At 40.0% G+C, this 16,927-nt stretch carries 14 protein-coding genes and 1 pseudogene; 4 read left to right on the top strand and 11 right to left on the bottom strand.

The features are described 5' to 3' along the window. Positions 1-81: 81 nt before the first annotated feature. From BK583_RS21375 to BK583_RS03700, 6 genes and pseudogenes are all read right to left on the bottom strand, one after another. Positions 82-471: a pentapeptide repeat-containing protein gene (locus tag BK583_RS21375; protein ID WP_055736816.1), complete on the bottom strand. Its 390-nt coding sequence runs from the start codon at positions 469-471 to the stop codon at positions 82-84. A gap of 1,029 nt (positions 472-1,500) precedes the next feature. Further along, positions 1,501-2,022, bottom strand: a pseudogene (locus BK583_RS21125) (peptidoglycan recognition protein family protein); the annotation flags it as partial. 464 nt (positions 2,023-2,486) lie between these two features. Continuing rightward, complete coding sequence (locus tag BK583_RS03715) at positions 2,487-2,711, bottom strand: hypothetical protein (protein WP_055736814.1); 225 nt, start codon at positions 2,709-2,711, stop codon at positions 2,487-2,489. A 142-nt stretch (positions 2,712-2,853) separates the two neighbouring features. Continuing rightward, the gene (locus tag BK583_RS03710) at positions 2,854-4,206 is read right to left on the bottom strand and encodes an amino acid permease (protein ID WP_055736813.1); all 1,353 of its coding nucleotides are present in this window, start codon (positions 4,204-4,206) and stop codon (positions 2,854-2,856) included. Positions 4,207-4,301: 95 nt separating this feature from the next. Further along, positions 4,302-4,529, bottom strand: a complete 228-nt coding sequence (locus tag BK583_RS03705) for a hypothetical protein (RefSeq protein WP_055736812.1) — start codon at positions 4,527-4,529, stop codon at positions 4,302-4,304. A gap of 119 nt (positions 4,530-4,648) precedes the next feature. Continuing rightward, entirely contained in the window at positions 4,649-7,402 is a 2,754-nt protein-coding gene (locus BK583_RS03700; RefSeq protein ID WP_055736811.1) for a 5'-nucleotidase C-terminal domain-containing protein, read from the bottom strand. Between the two features lie 459 nt (positions 7,403-7,861). Between BK583_RS03700 and BK583_RS03695 the strand changes: the two genes are divergently transcribed. The 4 genes from BK583_RS03695 (at position 7,862) to BK583_RS03680 (ending at position 12,731) form a co-directional block, all read left to right on the top strand. Beyond that, complete coding sequence (locus BK583_RS03695) at positions 7,862-9,085, top strand: glycosyltransferase family 4 protein (RefSeq protein WP_055736810.1); 1,224 nt, start codon at positions 7,862-7,864, stop codon at positions 9,083-9,085. Further along, positions 9,082-10,113 (top strand): glycosyltransferase family 4 protein, encoded by a 1,032-nt coding sequence (locus BK583_RS03690; protein WP_055736809.1) that lies wholly within the window; start codon positions 9,082-9,084, stop codon positions 10,111-10,113. The genes BK583_RS03695 and BK583_RS03690 overlap by 4 nt, the downstream gene beginning before the upstream one ends. Further along, positions 10,106-11,137, top strand: coding sequence for a lysylphosphatidylglycerol synthase transmembrane domain-containing protein (locus tag BK583_RS03685; protein ID WP_055736808.1), 1,032 nt, complete (start codon positions 10,106-10,108; stop codon positions 11,135-11,137). The genes BK583_RS03690 and BK583_RS03685 overlap by 8 nt, the downstream gene beginning before the upstream one ends. An 802-nt stretch (positions 11,138-11,939) precedes the next feature. Next, positions 11,940-12,731, top strand: coding sequence for a lytic polysaccharide monooxygenase (locus tag BK583_RS03680; protein WP_055736915.1), 792 nt, complete (start codon positions 11,940-11,942; stop codon positions 12,729-12,731). A gap of 121 nt (positions 12,732-12,852) precedes the next feature. Here BK583_RS03680 and BK583_RS03675 read toward each other — a convergent pair whose 3' ends face one another. The 5 genes from BK583_RS03675 to BK583_RS03655 all read right to left on the bottom strand — a co-directional run bounded on the left by BK583_RS03675 (position 12,853) and on the right by BK583_RS03655 (position 16,901). Beyond that, on the bottom strand, positions 12,853-13,611 hold the full coding sequence (locus tag BK583_RS03675; RefSeq protein WP_055736807.1) for a class I SAM-dependent methyltransferase: 759 nt from the start codon (positions 13,609-13,611) through the stop codon (positions 12,853-12,855). Beyond that, positions 13,587-14,105, bottom strand: a complete 519-nt coding sequence (locus BK583_RS03670) for a GNAT family N-acetyltransferase (protein ID WP_038483408.1) — start codon at positions 14,103-14,105, stop codon at positions 13,587-13,589. Before BK583_RS03670 ends, BK583_RS03675 begins: the two co-directional genes overlap by 25 nt. A gap of 120 nt (positions 14,106-14,225) precedes the next feature. Next, the gene (locus BK583_RS03665) at positions 14,226-15,212 is read right to left on the bottom strand and encodes a phosphotransferase family protein (protein ID WP_055736806.1); all 987 of its coding nucleotides are present in this window, start codon (positions 15,210-15,212) and stop codon (positions 14,226-14,228) included. Positions 15,213-15,470: 258 nt separating this feature from the next. Then, positions 15,471-15,566, bottom strand: coding sequence for a putative holin-like toxin (locus BK583_RS21370; protein WP_038483411.1), 96 nt, complete (start codon positions 15,564-15,566; stop codon positions 15,471-15,473). Between the two features lie 90 nt (positions 15,567-15,656). Continuing rightward, positions 15,657-16,901, bottom strand: coding sequence for an MFS transporter (locus BK583_RS03655; protein ID WP_055736805.1), 1,245 nt, complete (start codon positions 16,899-16,901; stop codon positions 15,657-15,659). Positions 16,902-16,927 lie beyond the last annotated feature (26 nt).

The following is a 16,927-nucleotide window of genomic DNA, read 5'->3' as shown; positions in this document are numbered from 1 at the left end:
TACCCAATGATTCGGTCTTACCAAATAGCTTGGTACGATCGTTTCGTTATCGCCTATCGCAGCATTTAATTGAGACTGTGTTTAAAAAAGCGCATCTGATAAATCAGCTCTTTTTACTTGTGTATCTCGCATATCTGCGCCAAGAAAATCAACACGATGAAAGTTTGCATCGTTTCCGTTAGCACCGATAAGCAACTTTCCACGAAGCGATTGTCCTGCTAACGAGCCACTAATGCGTATGCCAATATAATTCGATTTTAACTGTTTTTGTCTATATGCTTTTCGATAAGTAAGGCTCACTTCTTCTAAAAGAATTCCCACGCGATCACGATAATCAGATATGGTAAAGCTTCGAATGAATAGTGAATGACTTGTTTGTTCAAGCAACTCATCCTGTAAGGTTGAAAGCGGATGTTTATGCTTATCCTCTGCCACTTCCAATGTTTGTGCTAAATAAAAAAATTTCCACAAGGAACACCGCTTGGTTTATCTTTTGGAAAATCAGCAGATTCGCCGTAAGGCAATGCGACACAACATAAACCAAAGCATCGACTACAATCTGATGACAACACTCTTTCCATTATGCACACCCTCCCTTTAGACGATGAACTGCTAATTTCCTTATTATAGCATTGCTCTCTTCTTAACCGTTAAAAACAATGATCCTATACAACAAAAAAAGGCTTAAGTAGAGTCAAATGACTTCTTAAGCCAAAGCACCATTTACCTTGAAACACGATCTAACAATTCCGAATTCTGCGCTGCTGTGCCTCGGTAGTTGCGAATTCCGTATTGTGCTGCTAAGCGGGAGCGATTTGAGTAAGATGAATCCACACCAATTCTGTTTAAATAATTCACAATCCCTTCACCTTGACGTGGTTTTGGTCTCGTGTTCGGTTTTGTCGGACCACCACTTCTGAGAAGTTGCAGTAATTGTGTATTCTGAGCAGCCGTTCCTGTGTAATTAGAAATGCCATTCTCTCTTGCTAAACGCCCTCGATTATCGTAACTAGAGTCAACACCAATACTATTCAAATACGTGACAATACTTCCAGTAGTCTGATTTCCACCGCCTGCAGGTGGTCGGTTTGATGCATGATCACGATCACGAAGTAGTGATATCAGTTGCGTGTTCTGTTCAGACGTCCCACGGTAATTCGTAATTCCATACTGCACGGCCAAACGAGCTCGGTTTTGAAAACTTGAATCTTCTCCAATACTATTTAAATAGGTGACGATACTTCCTGTTGTTTGATTTCCGCTCCCACTCGATGGTGGTGAAGCCGGTGACGGAGTTGGCGTACTTCCGCTAGACTCTTGTCCATCTCTAAGTAGCACAAGTAGTCGAGTATTTTCTGCCGCTGTTCCTGTATAGTTTTGGATACCATTCTGACGTGCTAAACGAGCTCGGTTATCGAAACTCGAATCCACTCCAATACTGTTTAAATAGGTAACGATACTTCCTGTTGTTTGATTTCCACTTCCGTTTGATGGAGGTGGTGTTGGGGCAGGTGCATTGTTTTCTTCTTCTACTGGGATCGTGCTTGAAGAAGGAATGAGTGTACGAAACGTTTCAATTCCACCTGCATTGATAATATTCGCCGGGCAACGTTTTCCACTCCAATGTTGGTGTGCCACAACACGATCAAGAGGAACCTGAAACTGATCCATTAATTGGCGAGTTAATTGTGCAGCATTTCGCATGGCTTGTTGGAAGTCACCATCCCGGTTTACACAAATTTCAATGCCAATTGACTGACGGTTTCCAGTTCCACTACCACCATCACCTGCGTGCCAACCGTTTTCATTTAACGGTAAGTGTTGGTAAATCGTTTGCCCATCATCAACTGTAAAATGCCAACTTACTGCCGTAGTAGGGTTTTTCACATATCTAGCGTGCATTGCAGCATCGGCTCCGGCACTAGTATTAGCTGTTTCATGAATCGTAATATAGGTTGGAGTTAACGCATAACCAGGTCGATTTCCATTAGAAGCAGGGATAAAGTCTTGAATGATATTCATACCAATCTCCTTTCGCTATTATTAAATACTTTATTCACTTATTAGAGAAAAGAGAAAGGCATATGCTGAAAATCAAACGAAATGTACGAATGTCTTTAGATTTTGTCGAGACAAAGCTATAACTTGGTGTTTTACACGATGGTTTATACTTTGTGACACTAAAGTTTGGTCAATAGATTTAAAGCCTGTTTCGTTGATTGAATGAGCGCTTCATCCTTTTTTCGTACTCTTAATGCATAAGCCTCCTCAAAACACCATTGGGCCTTTCTTATTTTTTTCATTTCCCACAAACATTTACCCTTGTGTTGTAGAATAAAATCATCATATTCATTCATACTTAATTGACGAGCCAATTCAGATGCTTTTTCAAACCATACGAGCGTTCATCATGTAAGTTTGCGTACTTAAGAACGTCTCCATATCGTATTGAATTGATTAGTAAAGCTTGATTATTTCCTTTTTGTTCAGCTTTTTTTTAGACAGAGCTGATAGTGGTATGATGCTTGTTCTGTCTTTCCGAGTATGCGGTAAAAATACCCGAGCAAACCATGGTCTCGATCCTCAACATAGTCTTTTAAATAACTGATTGCCGCTTCCATCTTTTTTGGGTCAGTTGTTTGCTCTCGTAAATAATTGGAGCGATCAAAATAAATGGTGGCGTTCGCTTCTTTTAGAATCATGTCGTTCATTATTTCACCTCTATAAAAATGGACTTCAAAAGACTTCTAGCCATAGATGCTAAAAGCCTTTAAATCATTCTCATTCTTATTCTTCATCGTTTGCCTTTCAGACAGGATTCACGCTTATCTCTTGAACGTCTATTGCCAACTGTTATTTACGGGGATAACCATTCCACACTTTTGGCTTATAACGTTTTTTCTTTACAATAAACGTCACTACGATGATGGCAAAAAGAAATGCTAGACTCACATACAAACCGGGTCTACCTGTTTCTTCTAAAGCGATTCCTGTAATCGCGAAAAGCATGAGCAGGAATCCAATAATATGCCCACAGATTCGCCAAAGCGTAGGCTGAAGTAAACGCCAATTAGACAGTAAAATAATCATCCAATTAACTAAAATTAAAATGCCAGCTGCCGTTGTAATGTATTCAAATAAACGCCCTGGCAACAGCAATGCGGCAACTACAGCGAAGATTAATCCACAAGTGGCAAGTAGCAGCGAATAGAACGGTAAATCATGAAACGAGACACGCTTTTGAAAGAAAGACGGTGCGTGTTTCTGCTTGGCCAACTGAGCTAATAATGTCGTTACTCCAAACAACGACGCTGTCATTGCGGAAAAACCAGCGATAATGATTGCACCATTAAATACATGTGGAAAGAAGGCTAATCCGTACGCTGACATAGCTGTTACGAAGGGGCTCTCGGAGTCATTAAATGCAGTATAGGGGACGAGACTTATTGCGAACCCTAAAGAGAGTGTATACAAGACGGTAACGCCAATGAGCAACACTTTACCTGCTTTGGGTGCCTCTTCCTTTTTCTTTAATTGCATGGCCATTAGACCAATGACTTCAATTCCCCCAAATGCATAAAAGGCATATATGAGCGATCCCCAGAAGCCGGGAAAACCGCGGGGAAACCATTCCTGTACATTCGATGGTAACATTGGCTCTTGACCTGTATGATTAATTAGGTGGAAAACTGCCAGTATCCCTAACACCACGAACATGAAGATTGCTGCTACTTTAATAACTGATAGTACGTTTTCAACAGAGTCAAACCCTTTTGTCCCTAAAATGACAACAAAGATCCCTAAACTAGAATAGAGCGATGCAAACACCCAAAGTGGCGTACTTTCAAACCAAAATTGCGATAAGATTGATAAAGCTGTAAGTTGACTCCCTATGATTAATATATTTGACACCCAATAATTCCAACCAGAGGCAAATCCAAGTTTTTCACCAAACGCTTTTTCTGCATAAACACTAAATGAACCTTCCTGAGGATCGTTAGCGGTCATTTGAGCCAGTGCAATAAAAACAAAGTATGTGCCAACAGCAGCAAGTAAAAACGAAGCGACGATAGCAGGACCTGCTAAAGAGATTCCAATACTCGAACCTAGAAAATAGCCTGTTCCAATTGTACACCCAATTCCAAGAAGAGAGAGTTGCCACCAAGCAAGACCCCCTTTTGCTTTTAACTTCTTTTGTTTAGCCATAAACGCTCCTTTTTTATAGCTAGTGTGCGATAAGACTGGCTCGTTTATCCAATAAAAAAGCTACAGTAAGGTTTGGTCCTTACTGTAGCCTAGCTCTAATTTGATTTGTACTGCTTATTCAGTTTAATCTCATCATCTGCAATACCAAGGGTTCCAACTTTATCAATAACACCTTTCTGCTTCAGGTCCATCATGACATCGCCAATAACGTGAGCTGGGTACCCATTAAATCCATCGAGACTTTTCTCAAATTTAACGCTTGATACAGTCTCTACTTTTTCTAATTCTGCGATGATTTTTTCTTCAATTTCTTTTTTGGCCACTGCTGTCTCCTCCTCTTGATCCTCTCTTCTTTCTTTTGATATTCCACCGTTGCTTTTTTTTAATCATGCATTTTAGTACAAAAAAACAGAGATATGGAAATCCATATCTCTGTTTTTTATTATTCGGTTACTTTTTTCCATACATCCCATTGCCCGGAACGTCTTGGGTCTTCTCCTTGTGTCCACCACTTCGCTTCATAAAGCTGTCCTTCTACAAGAACTTGATCACCGGCAACATAAATTTGGTCTTTGATCCATTCTTGAGGACCTTCAGGAACCTCATAGCAATCAGCTACTTTTTTCCATACATCCCACTGACCAGATTGGCTTGGATTTTCTCCTTGCGTCCACCATTTTGCTTCATAAAAGTCACCATTGTACTCAACACGATCCCCTGCCGTATACACTTGGCTGCCACTCCATTCGTCAAACGAACAAACTGGCGGTTCAGGTTCTACAGGGCCTTCCTCTTCTATCCATTCATACGTACTAGGCGCTCTCATACCAGGAGTAGAAAAATAAGCTTCCAAAGAACCAGTGATACGTACTGCTTTACCTAGATTTGTTGGATTACTTTCTAAATTTAACCCGTTTCTCACTGCTGTACCATTCACAAGCTGTACAGGCAGCATCTTACTACGATCGGTTTCATTCGGTGAATCCGCCAGTAACAGATTCGATGCAGCATGAGTTCCTTCACCAATCACAGGACGCTGGTTTACAATTGATCCGATAATGTATCCTTTTACAGGGTAGACTCCGCTATTGTTTCCAATTGCTTCAGCTACCGTTCTCGTACCAGTCGGATCACCTGGCTCTGAACCTTCTATCGTAATTCTGCTTCCTTCTTCATAATTAATCGGCTCTGTTTGATCCATTACATAATCAACAACAGCTTGCCATACTGGCCCATAAGAATCGTCCAGCACAGTTCCTAATTGATAAAAGTTCGTCCCATGCATGTAGTCATTATATGCAACCGTATACGTCTCTTGAGACTCTATCGGCTCTCCGTGCACGTTCACATTTGCTAGTTCATAACGATTTCCATCCGGTATAAGTGTATATGTTAAACCTGAAGCTTGTAGATCCACACCATTGTGATAACGGGATTGTTCTACTAACACTTCCATTATCCGTTCACCTGTTGTTTCCACAACAACAATGGCATTGCCAAACGAATCTAATGCTTCAATTTGGCGATCCGTTATACTTCCAGGAGGAATTTCTCCTGTAATTGAACTTCGATTTAAAAGCCCAATGTCGCTTCCTGTTTTTGCTCGAATGGCATCTGTGTATAGATTTCCGATACCAACATCTTGTGTACTTTTATTAGCAGAATAGAGACCCGTTTCAGTAGAACCAATAATGTCACCTGGGTTTGGTCCAGAAGGATCTACTTTAATGGCTATACGTCCTTCTCTATAGTAATTCAATTTTTCACCAGCGTCGGTTAAACGAAGAGCGTACTGCTCCATCGCTGCTGTCATTAAGCCAACTGTCTCGTGAATCACTTCACCTTCAAACTGATACCCAGAACCACCTGTTCCAATATAATCAGCAACAGCAACCATGTAAGTCTCGTTCTCATCAACGGCTTGTCCGCCTATTGTTAAGTTTACGTCTAAGTAATTTCCTGTTGTTCCTGTAATAATCTCATAGTGCAAGCCAGATGTTTGAAGATCTATTTGATTTCGATTGTCTCTAGAATAAGAAAACGCAATGACCTCTTCAATCGCTGCACCTGTCATCTCTATAACCATTATCTCGTTAGCAAATGGTTCAATGGAATACAGATCATTCAATGTAACTTCTCCCGGAGAAATACTGTCTCGTAATCCCCCGTTATTCGTTAACGCTACATCTGCATCAGCAAAGTCACGCATGGCATCAGTCCAGAAATTTCCTAAAGGAGCATCGCCATTAAAACGTCCATCTCTCGTTAACCCTGTATCGCTATAGCCAACGACCTTGCCTAACACGTCTTCCATTTCTTCAACGTAGCCATCAATTACAGCTTGAACCTCTTCATCAATGCTTGTCATAGAAGATACTGCCGTTAAGCTACCCGTTACATTCGTCACGTCTTCGGTCTCATCATTGTAAGTAAGCGTAAGCTCACCAAGATTGGCTAAATTCGATCCAGTTTGTACGATCGGTGTGCCGTTCACAACAACAGGTTGACGTAACGTTGTATGGGAATGTCCACCGATAATAACATCAAAATAGTCTACCGCTTCTGCTAAGCGACGATCTTGATCATGACCAATATGTGTTAATGCGACAATCACATCTGCCTGCTCCTCTAGCTCATCCTGATAGGAAAGAGCTGTTCCCACATAGTCTTGATCAAACGTCATGCCGATTACATTCGCTGGAGCCGTGGCAGGTGGCGCTTGTGTAATACCAAGAATACCGACTGCTATGCCATCCACATCAATGATTGTATAAGGTTCAGGATTTTCTACACCTGTGTCCCCTGTACTCATATTTGCACCAAGCCATGGAAATAAGGAATCTTCCATATTTTCTTGTAAATAAGTTTGTCCGTAGTCAAATTCATGATTGCCAATCGTAAATGCATCAAGACCTGCTAGGTTAAAAACATCTACCATCGGTTTTCCAAAATTTAAATCAACAACAGGGTTACCACTTGCAAAGTCACCTGCATCAACAAATAACACATGTTCAAGCTGATCTCGCTTCTCTTTTACATAAGCAGACACTTTTCCGTATTCTTCAAACGATGCATGAATATCATTCGTATGAAAAATATTCAGTGCTTTTTCTTCTGCTTTCGCCTCTCCATTTACACTAAACGGGAGAGTCAATGCGACGAGACTAGCACCTACCCACTTTTTCCATTTCTCCATCCTTGATGTTCCTCCTCAATGAAATCGATACTTAACACTTGTCCGTAGACTCTTTAAGAGTAGCAAAAAATGACGACCAATATTGTCGAAATCACTAATATTTTTGTAAAACATGTAATAAGGTAAAAAAGATCTATAATTCTGTTGTGAATGAAGTGAAAAAATGGGAGAAAACATCTTTTATAGTCCTAGATTCCTTCCTATTCTTTAGAAAAATACGGCTAGAGTCGTATGCACATTCATTCTTCCGCTCGGTTCAGCTGCATGATCATCGTGATAACGTTAGTAACGAACGAACAAATTGACTCTATTTCTTAAGTTTTTCTAAAGAAATAAGCCAATACCCATTTACTTGTAAGAAACCTCGTATAATTAAATACATTCTTCTACTTTCGTTTAGCCAGCATGAATTCGCCTTGCTTTTATTCATAATCATCATTAAAGACAGGAGGGGTTACTGTGAATATTGGAATTTTTACTGACACTTATTTTCCACAAATTAGTGGCGTTGCTACTTCTATTGCAACACTTGATCTTGAATTAACGGCTCGTGGTCATAACGTCTTCATCTTTACTTCTGAAGATAAACAAGCAAACATAGAAACAGAATCTGGGAAAGTCTTCCGTTTTCCAAGTGTATCATCCACCATTATTCCAGAGAGACATCTTGCTTACCGTGGAATAAGAAAAGCATCAAAGCTTATTAAACGCTATGACATTGACCTTATTCATACCCAAACCGAATTTACAATGGGCTATTTAGGAAAATACATTGCTCACAAACATAAGCTTCCTTTCTTACACACTTATCACACGATGTATGAGGATTACTTACATTACGTTGCTAGAGGAAAGCTGTTAACGCCTAAAATGGTCGGTTGGATGACAAAATGGTTTTGTCACAAAGCGGATCGTGTCATTGCACCAACGAGTAAAGTAAAGCGAACGTTACATGGATACAACGTCCAATCTCCTATTGGGGTTATTCCTACGGGGATTAATGTCGACAGGTTTAAACGAACGGAGGAATCCATGTTTCAAGCTGCTATTCTTCGTAAAAAACTGAATATCTTGCCCGAAGATCGGGTCATCGTCTCCGTTGGTCGTTTGGCAGAAGAGAAGAATATAGACGCTTTACTCCATGCTGTTCATCATTCAAAAAAGTGCCATTCACCCATTAAACTCCTTTTGGTTGGTGATGGTCCGCATAAGACATCCCTAAAGAAGCTGACAAAGACTCTCGCTATTGAAGATGATGTTCAATTCGTTGGTGCAGTTTGTTGGGAAGAGGTTCATATTTATTATCAACTCTGTGACCTTTTCGTTAGTGCATCCACTACTGAGGCTCAAGGTTTAACCTATTTTGAAGCAATGGCAGCAGGATGTGTTGTTGTCGCCAAAGCAGATCCAAGTATTCAACAGGCGATTGTGCACAACGAAACAGGCTACATCTTTGAAAATGACGATGACCTAGCTCCATTGCTAGACAAAATCTTTCAACAAAAAGGTGAGCGGGTAGCTGTTCAACTGAAGAGTGGTCAATTTGTTGAATCGATTTCTGCCAAAGCATTTGGTAAAAAAATCGAAGCGATTTACCGCACCCATTTATTCGCCAACACATTGCAGCAATCTACTGATAAGAAAGCGATATCAGCGTTATATCGAATGAGGAGGTCATCATAATGAAAGTGACTATGCTATCATCGGCAGAGAAAGTGAAAGGGCAAGGAGTTGCCTCGGCGTATCGAGAGTTGATTAACCTCCTCCAATCCCAAACGGAGCAAAGTTACGATCTAGCAATTAATCGATTTCGACGTTCTGATATTACGCATTATCATACGATTGATTTTCGCTTTTTCTTAACCACGTTCTTCAAGAGAACCGGGGTTAAAGTTGGCTATGTTCATTTTCTACCTGAAACAGTAGACGAAAGCCTTTCATTGCCTAAACCGATACGCGCTCTTTTTTATCATTACATGGTGTCATTCTACAAAAGAATGGATGATTTGATTGTGGTGAATCCAAGTTTTATACCAAAATTAGTAGCTTTAGGATTGGATCAAAACAAAATTCACTACATTCCTAATTTCGTTTCTAGAAGCTCTTTTTCTGCGAGTAAAAAAAGCACCGTTCGAACTGAACTTGGGATACCCGAAGATGCATTCGTCGTTTTAGGGGCAGGTCAAATCCAACATCGAAAAGGAGTAAAAGATTTTCTAGATGTAGCAAGCCAACGACCAGACATTCACTTTATTTGGGCAGGCGGCTTTTCATTCGGTAAGTTAACAGCTGGATACCACGAATTAAAAGCCTATGTCGATCAGCCACCTACCAACGTCCATTTTCCAGGAATTGTACCTAGAGAAAGCATGCAAGCGTATTACAATGCTTGTAATTTATTTTTCTCGCCATCTTACAATGAACTTTTTCCGATGACGATTTTAGAGGCAATGAGCTGCGAAAAGCCTCTTTTATTAAGAGATTTAGCATTATATGAAGACATCTTATTTGACTACTATGTTACCGGTGACTCTAACAAGAGCTTTATTGAACAAATAGACCGACTTCGAGAAGATAACCACTATTACCAACACGCGCGGAACTTATCTAAAAAAGGAGCTTATGTCTATTCCGAAGAACGATTAACAACTGTTTGGAACCAGTTTTACAGAGATGTACACGGAGTAGTTGCCTCCTCCTCTCATGCCTAAAAAACAAGCTATTCAGCTCAGCATTGTTTTGTTTATTAGTATTCTGTCGGTCTGGTTACTTGCAAAAAATATTGATCGGTCGGTTTTGTTAGTAGGACTTCAAAATATGAATAGCATTTGGCTTCTACTTGCGTTTTTATGTATGGGTCTAAGCTGGCTATTTGAAGCATTGAGCCTTATTTGGCTGTCAGCATCTAATAAGCAAGCACTATCCTTCAAAACAGCTATGCATACAACGTTAATCGGTCAGTTCTTTAACCAAATAACGCCTCTTGCAACTGGGGGGCAACCTGCACAACTGTATGTATTAGTAAAGCGAGGTCATCACAGCGGGAGCGCTACCTCTCTATTATTAATGAAGTTTTTATTATTTCAGATTGGGCTTGTCTTGAGCTTTACTCTGTTTTTAAGTTTTGGCTATAAAAGCCTGTTTTCTACTTTACCAAGCATGGGGTATTTTATTGTTATTGGCTATATTGTTCATGCAAGTATCATAATTGGGTTAACCCTTGTGCTATTTCACCAACGAACAGCAAGAGTGTTAGGCGAGTTGCTTCTTAAGCCTGTTGGATGGGTGAAAAAAGAAACGGCACATGTGTGGCAGCAAAAATTAGATCAATTTTTAGAGCAGTTTCATCTACAAAGTCTCTATTTCATCCATCATAAACAAGCCCTTATGATAGGAATGCTCTATACATTCATGCAACTAGGCTTTTTTTTCATCATTCCCTATTTTGTGTTTCAAGCATTTTCTATCCGTCTCTCTCTTTTTACTAGCTCTACTTTTCATTCGTTTGTGATGATGTTTGCGTCTATTATTCCAACACCCGGAGGAAGCGGCGCAGCTGAAATGACGTTCTCAGCCGTCTTTCGTTCGTTTATGGATGAAGAAAAATTGATTTTAAGTATGTTATTTTGGCGTATAATCACTGCCTATAGTTCAGTCGTTATTGGGGTTGGCTTGACAATGAGAGGGATACGCAGAAAGAAGACGCGCGCAAAAGAGGTCTTGGATCAGCCATAATCCCTTCATTTGTTGGAGGGATTTTTCCATAAAAAATACTCTGGTATCTCCAGAGCATTCCAATAAGGGGGGATGACAAATGATTCGTTCGTTCGAAAAACATTCTGCATTAGCTTTTCGTTATATTTATTCTAGCATAGGCTTCGATAAGATCGTATTGGGATATATTTAGCAGTACACTCCTTGCATCTATCCTTTTTTCTTTAGTACGTTACTGTACTCAACTGACCAACCCTCATTTTAAAATTGTTTTTGTCGAAATTTAGGTGATAAATGTCGAATAAGCGCTCATTTCGCATGATCTTTGTTGGGAAAATGGTGGTTCATTTAAAAACAATCATTGATACTCACATGTAAGCGCTCTATTTTTTCTGACACACGTCTTTATTTCTAGTTAGTGAGGGTTTTTAATTTATTTTTCCACTGAAAAAATAAATTATTTGTCCCTTTCTTTAAAACTGTCAATTTTTTTGAAGTCATTTCCCAACATGAAAATTTCTTATAGAAGAAAATAAGATAGGCTGCTCTTTTGACCATAAACGAACATTACTATGTCTTCTAGTCAGATTAATTAAGAAAAATCGGTTTTTTGCTTCCCTATTTACGAATGAAAAAAGCACTTTCTCACCGGTCATTCGCACTTTATTATCGGATTATTCTATTAATTATTTGCGATTTACTTCATTTTTTCCTCTTTTCCTTAAAAAGTGACTAGCTCATTTCCCAATTTCTTTTTAAATACACATCGTTACAATGAAGGTACGCAAGCAGAACTTGCGAACAAAAAGGAGGAGTTCGTTTGATTGGTAAAAAGAAAGGTCACTCGTTTCTTCAGTCAATTGGTTTCACTGTACTTGCATCTGCTTTGTTTGTTTTCGCAAACGCAGAATCGGCAAGTGCACATGGCTACATTGAATCTCCCAAGTCTAGAGCGTTATTATGTGCCGAACGCGTAAACACAGATTGCGGTGGCGTCATTTATGAACCGCAAAGTTTAGAAGCGCCGAAAGGATTCCCTGGTGCAAGTATTCCAGATGGACAGATTGCATCTGCTGGGGGCGTTTTTCCACAACTAGATGCTCAATCTTCGAATCGTTGGTCTAAAGTAAACATGAATAGTGGGTATCAAACGTTTGGATGGCATCTAACAGCAATGCATTCAACAGCAAAATGGCATTATTATATTACGAAACCAAACTGGAACCCTAATCAGCCATTAACGCGCGATCAATTTGAACTTGTTCCATTCTATGAAAAATTTGATGGCGGTGCTCGTCCAGGACAGAAAGTAAGTCATCAGTTAACTGTGCCTGAGCGCTCAGGTTATCATGTCATTCTTGGTGTTTGGGACGTGGCAGATACTGTAAATGCGTTCTACCAAGTAATTGACGCTCAATTCAGTGGTGGAAGTAATCCTACTCCAAATCCAGACCCTGGTTCACCAGAACAGCCACCTGCATACCCTGCTTGGACGTCAACTGCAACATACGTTGGCGGTGACTATGTGACACACAACGGTCAAGTATACCGTGCAAAATGGTGGACGCGTGGTGAAACTCCTGGTCGTGCCGATGTTTGGGAGCTTATCCGCTAACGCTTTTACTTATCCCCCTATTATAAAAAGCACATTATAAGGAGCAAATCCCTATATGTGCTTTTTTGTTTTAGACGAAGATGTTCACTATCTTTTAGATAAAAATGATGAAAAACTACAATTAACGACGTATCGCTTCAAACGTAATAAGCGATGTTTCCTTCGATGGAGCTTTATCATGAAGATAGTCCGCCGACATTTGTATAGATGTAAATCCAGCTTCTTTAAGCATATATGTAAATTCTTTCACTCCGTACCAATGTACCTTAAATTGTTGCAACTCTGTATCAACCTCTTTACCAGATCGCCACTTCCGGTAGGTTAAATAGGTAAGTGAATATTGGTCTATCCAGTTCAGTTCCACCTCATAAACAGAGAGGGTAATTCCTTCTTTATCACTGAGTTCAACTGTTCTTAACGATTGGCTGTCTTCTGAAAACACCTTAGGAAAACCCAAATCAATCAAAATCCGGCCACCAGGTGAGAGATGTCGATTGAAGCGCATTAACGTTTGCATTGCATTTTTTCGGCCATTTAATAGAGCAAAAGAGCCCGTAGGCATTATAATCGCCTCATACGTGTGAGGTAACTCCAATTCTTCAAGCCTCTGTGTCATGAGAAATGGATGAAGGTTTCGTTTCTCACAATGCTCTCTACATAAAGCGAGCATATCGTTTGATGCATCTACACCATCCACACATAAGCCATTCTCTAGAAGCGGAATAAGCATTCTACCAGTTCCAACACCTGCTTCTAATATTCTGCCTGTAGTGCCTGCTAATCGCTGCTGATAAAACTCAATATCCCCAGACATTGAAAACCCAATTGGTTTTGTTGCCTCATAAAATTGCGTACTTAACTTTCCATACTCGGAAAACATTCACTCTCCACCTCACAGATGTATTGATTGAAAAAGTGCGTAATTTTTCTCACTCCAATGTGTTCAGTAAATTCACCGTCTGTCCATTCCTCAATGACTTTTCTCCAAAACGTTTGCGCAGGTTGATTCTCTTTTAATTGCGAAACATGCCAACGCCCTTCATAATCTTGGAAGATCTGTCTAGCAACCAGTCTACCTAAACCCTGTCGCCGATACTTCCTCATAATAAAGAATTCTGCGATCGAATGATAAGGTCGTTGCCTAATCTCAATCTGTTTAACAAGAACAAAACCTGCGTAACAATTATCCACAATCACAAAGTACGGATCATGCTTAGGCTTTGTCCAATAATCGAGTAGAGGATAATCCGTATAGCGGCCGTTCGATTCTACATCTAAATCAATATACGATGAAAAATCGTGCAAATAAAACTGCACTAAATTTGAAAGTATCTGACGCTGTTCCACTTCTGCTCTTATTAACTGAACGTTCATTTCACACCTTCCTTTACAGTATAGATCGTGACCTCGAATACAACGAGGTCGTATGACTAGAACCTCCAACTGACCGTCTTACATCCCAGTATATAGGCATAAACATTCGGTTTCTCCTAATCACTCCAGTTGCAAATGAATAAAAACGGTCCTCACCCATTTTTCGAACGATGCATCAATGGGTTGACCCATCGCATGGAAATAACCCCAATCTAGTACAAGTTGGTGTAACAAGTGAATGCGCAAACGAAGCTGAACCTCTACTAGTGGTTGTCCGGTAGTGTATTCAGCTATAAATTGGTTTGCAATGTCTACTAGGTCATGCCTCTGATAAAAAAGGGTCATTTTCGTTAAATCTACTAACGAATCTGCAAAATAACTATTTGTAAAATCAAATAATCCACTTATTGCCCATTGCCCTTCTAGTTGATCTATTAGGAAGTTTCCAGGTTTAACGTCACCCATAATAAAACACGGGTCATTCATCTTAGAAAAAACATCGTTAGCTCTTCTCAGCTCTCCATATAACCAACGTTCATCTCCTTCTGTTAAGGTTGAATACTTCTTTGCGTCATGGAACCAATGAACGATTCGGTTAAAGAGCCAGTCTTTATAACTAGAATGAAAAGGTTCGATCGTATGATTAAGAGGATGGAGCTGACCATACGATAAGCTTTTCCATTCATGCATTTCTTTTAATACACCTGCTAACGATCTAGCAATAGCAGAATGATCCGCCACTATCAATTTTTCCGCTACATCATGAAGATGTATTCCTTTCATTTTTGGCATGATGCTATAAGCAAATCCTAGAATAGTTGGATCGTGATGAACAATATAAGGAGTTGGCACTTGGAGAGACGTTTTTCCCGCTAAACAATCAATAACATACTTTTCTTCCTCTAACTGTCCTTCATAGACGGGATTTCCTTTTACAATCCATTCTCCCTTAGTAGACACTATAGACAATGTCTGCTTCATGGCGCCTTCCTTGGTTTCATTAAAGCTACGTAGCGTTCCTAGCCCGTGAACAGCGAGTAGCTCATTCATTTGTGCTGTTGTCGGAAGACCAATTGTTTTAGATGTAAATAAAAGCTCCGCAGTCAATTGAGTCACATCCTTATAAAAAAATCCGAAACGATTATATTCTACACCATGAATTGATTTCCTTTTTTTATCACAAAAATGAAGTGATAACGGAACTGGTTAAATCCAATTGAATAGGGTATACTAACCTTACAATTAACGTAAACTAAAAAACCGCCTAGTGTGCGACCACTAGACGGGTGCTGAACCCCACATAGAGTGGGAACTGGCGCAAGAAGAGAGTTAAGTCCTCCTGAGCCGTCAACTCATCGTGGGGACTTAATTTTTTTTAATCAGCAAAAGCACCAACGTCACTAAGGCAAGAATAAACATCCCAAACCCTAAAGCTAAACTAAGTGCTTCAAAAACCGACACGGCACCACCCCCTCTTGAGAGTGCTACCAATCCCCACAGCTATGAGTTATTCAACTCCTTTTATCATACCATCATTTTACCAGCGAACGGCTAGTTTTCCTTTATATCTCTCTCTTGTTTTTCAACTTCTCTTAACTCACGCATAGATGCTTTTATCTGTAGCCGCCGCACCAATTGGAAAAAGAAAAGTGCAAACCCTATATATACAAATCCAATAACGAATGCCATTTGAAAAGCAGTGAACCATTCACTCAAAAACCCACCAGCCACCATCGCCAGTCCCATAGCACTCGTCTGTACCATGGACAAAGTGCCCGAAATCACTCCCCTTTTTGACGGAGGAAGGATTTTCATTAAGACCGTATCAAAGCAGATCGTGCTAATCCCCCCTACAAACGTAATGCTCGCCGCTACAATCAGCGCCTGTAAAAAGAAGACTGATTGACTTAACAAGAGGTGACCGACTCCTTCAAGCGCAATCATGATAACCCCTATTATTAAATAGTTTTTTTTAAGGTAAATGGTTACCTTCGAACTAAGTACAAAACCTAGACCAAGAGCGGCGTACATGAAGCCAACGCCAAGCTCTCCACGCTCAAATTCATCAAGAGCAATCATATTCATTACAATATTATCAATCCCATTCGCTAATGGCATAAGAAGCATCATGATGAAAAAAACTTGTAACACCCGTATGCCAACAAACCATTTTATTGTTTGTAACAAAGGTAAACGGACCGTTGGTATTGGCTGCTGTTCTCTTGTTTTAATAGATAAAATCGGTTTTAAGACGGCTGCCGCGATAAGCAAACAAACGGCATTCAAAACAAATAACACGTTTGTCCCTATCCAAAATGCAAGTATGCCACCGATCAAAGAACCAAGCACAAGCGTATAGCCAATCAGATGTTGCTCCATTCCGTTAACGTGCAACAGGCTCTTTCTTTGTACAAGATCTGGTATCGCAGCAAATCGAACAGGTCGATAGAATGCATTGCCAATAGCAGTGAGAAAGGTACTGACAAAAAGCCACCGTACATCTCCTGCACTAATCGCTACAAGTGGTAACAAGGCAAATGGGGCACGAGCCCACGCTGACCAACTCATCAGTTTAATTTTATGAAATCGATCCGCTAGCATACCACTTATAGGAGCAAGTAGAATTGTTGGTAATACTTGCAACGAGAGCAAGATTCCTAATGCGAACCCTGAGCCTGTCAATTGAAAGACAAGTGCAAATGAAGCAACTTGAGCAAATCGATGACCAATTTCGATAAAAAGTGAACTCCAAAACAAATATGAATAGGCTTTCTCTTTCTTAAGTATACTTGCCATATTTCCTCCATCTAATTAGATAATTA

This window comes from Shouchella oshimensis (genome assembly GCF_002019765.1).
Lineage (GTDB): Bacteria > Bacillota > Bacilli > Bacillales > Bacillaceae_D > Shouchella > Shouchella oshimensis.
Note: the sequence above shows the minus strand (reverse complement) of the source record. Positions and strands in the feature narration are given on the sequence as shown.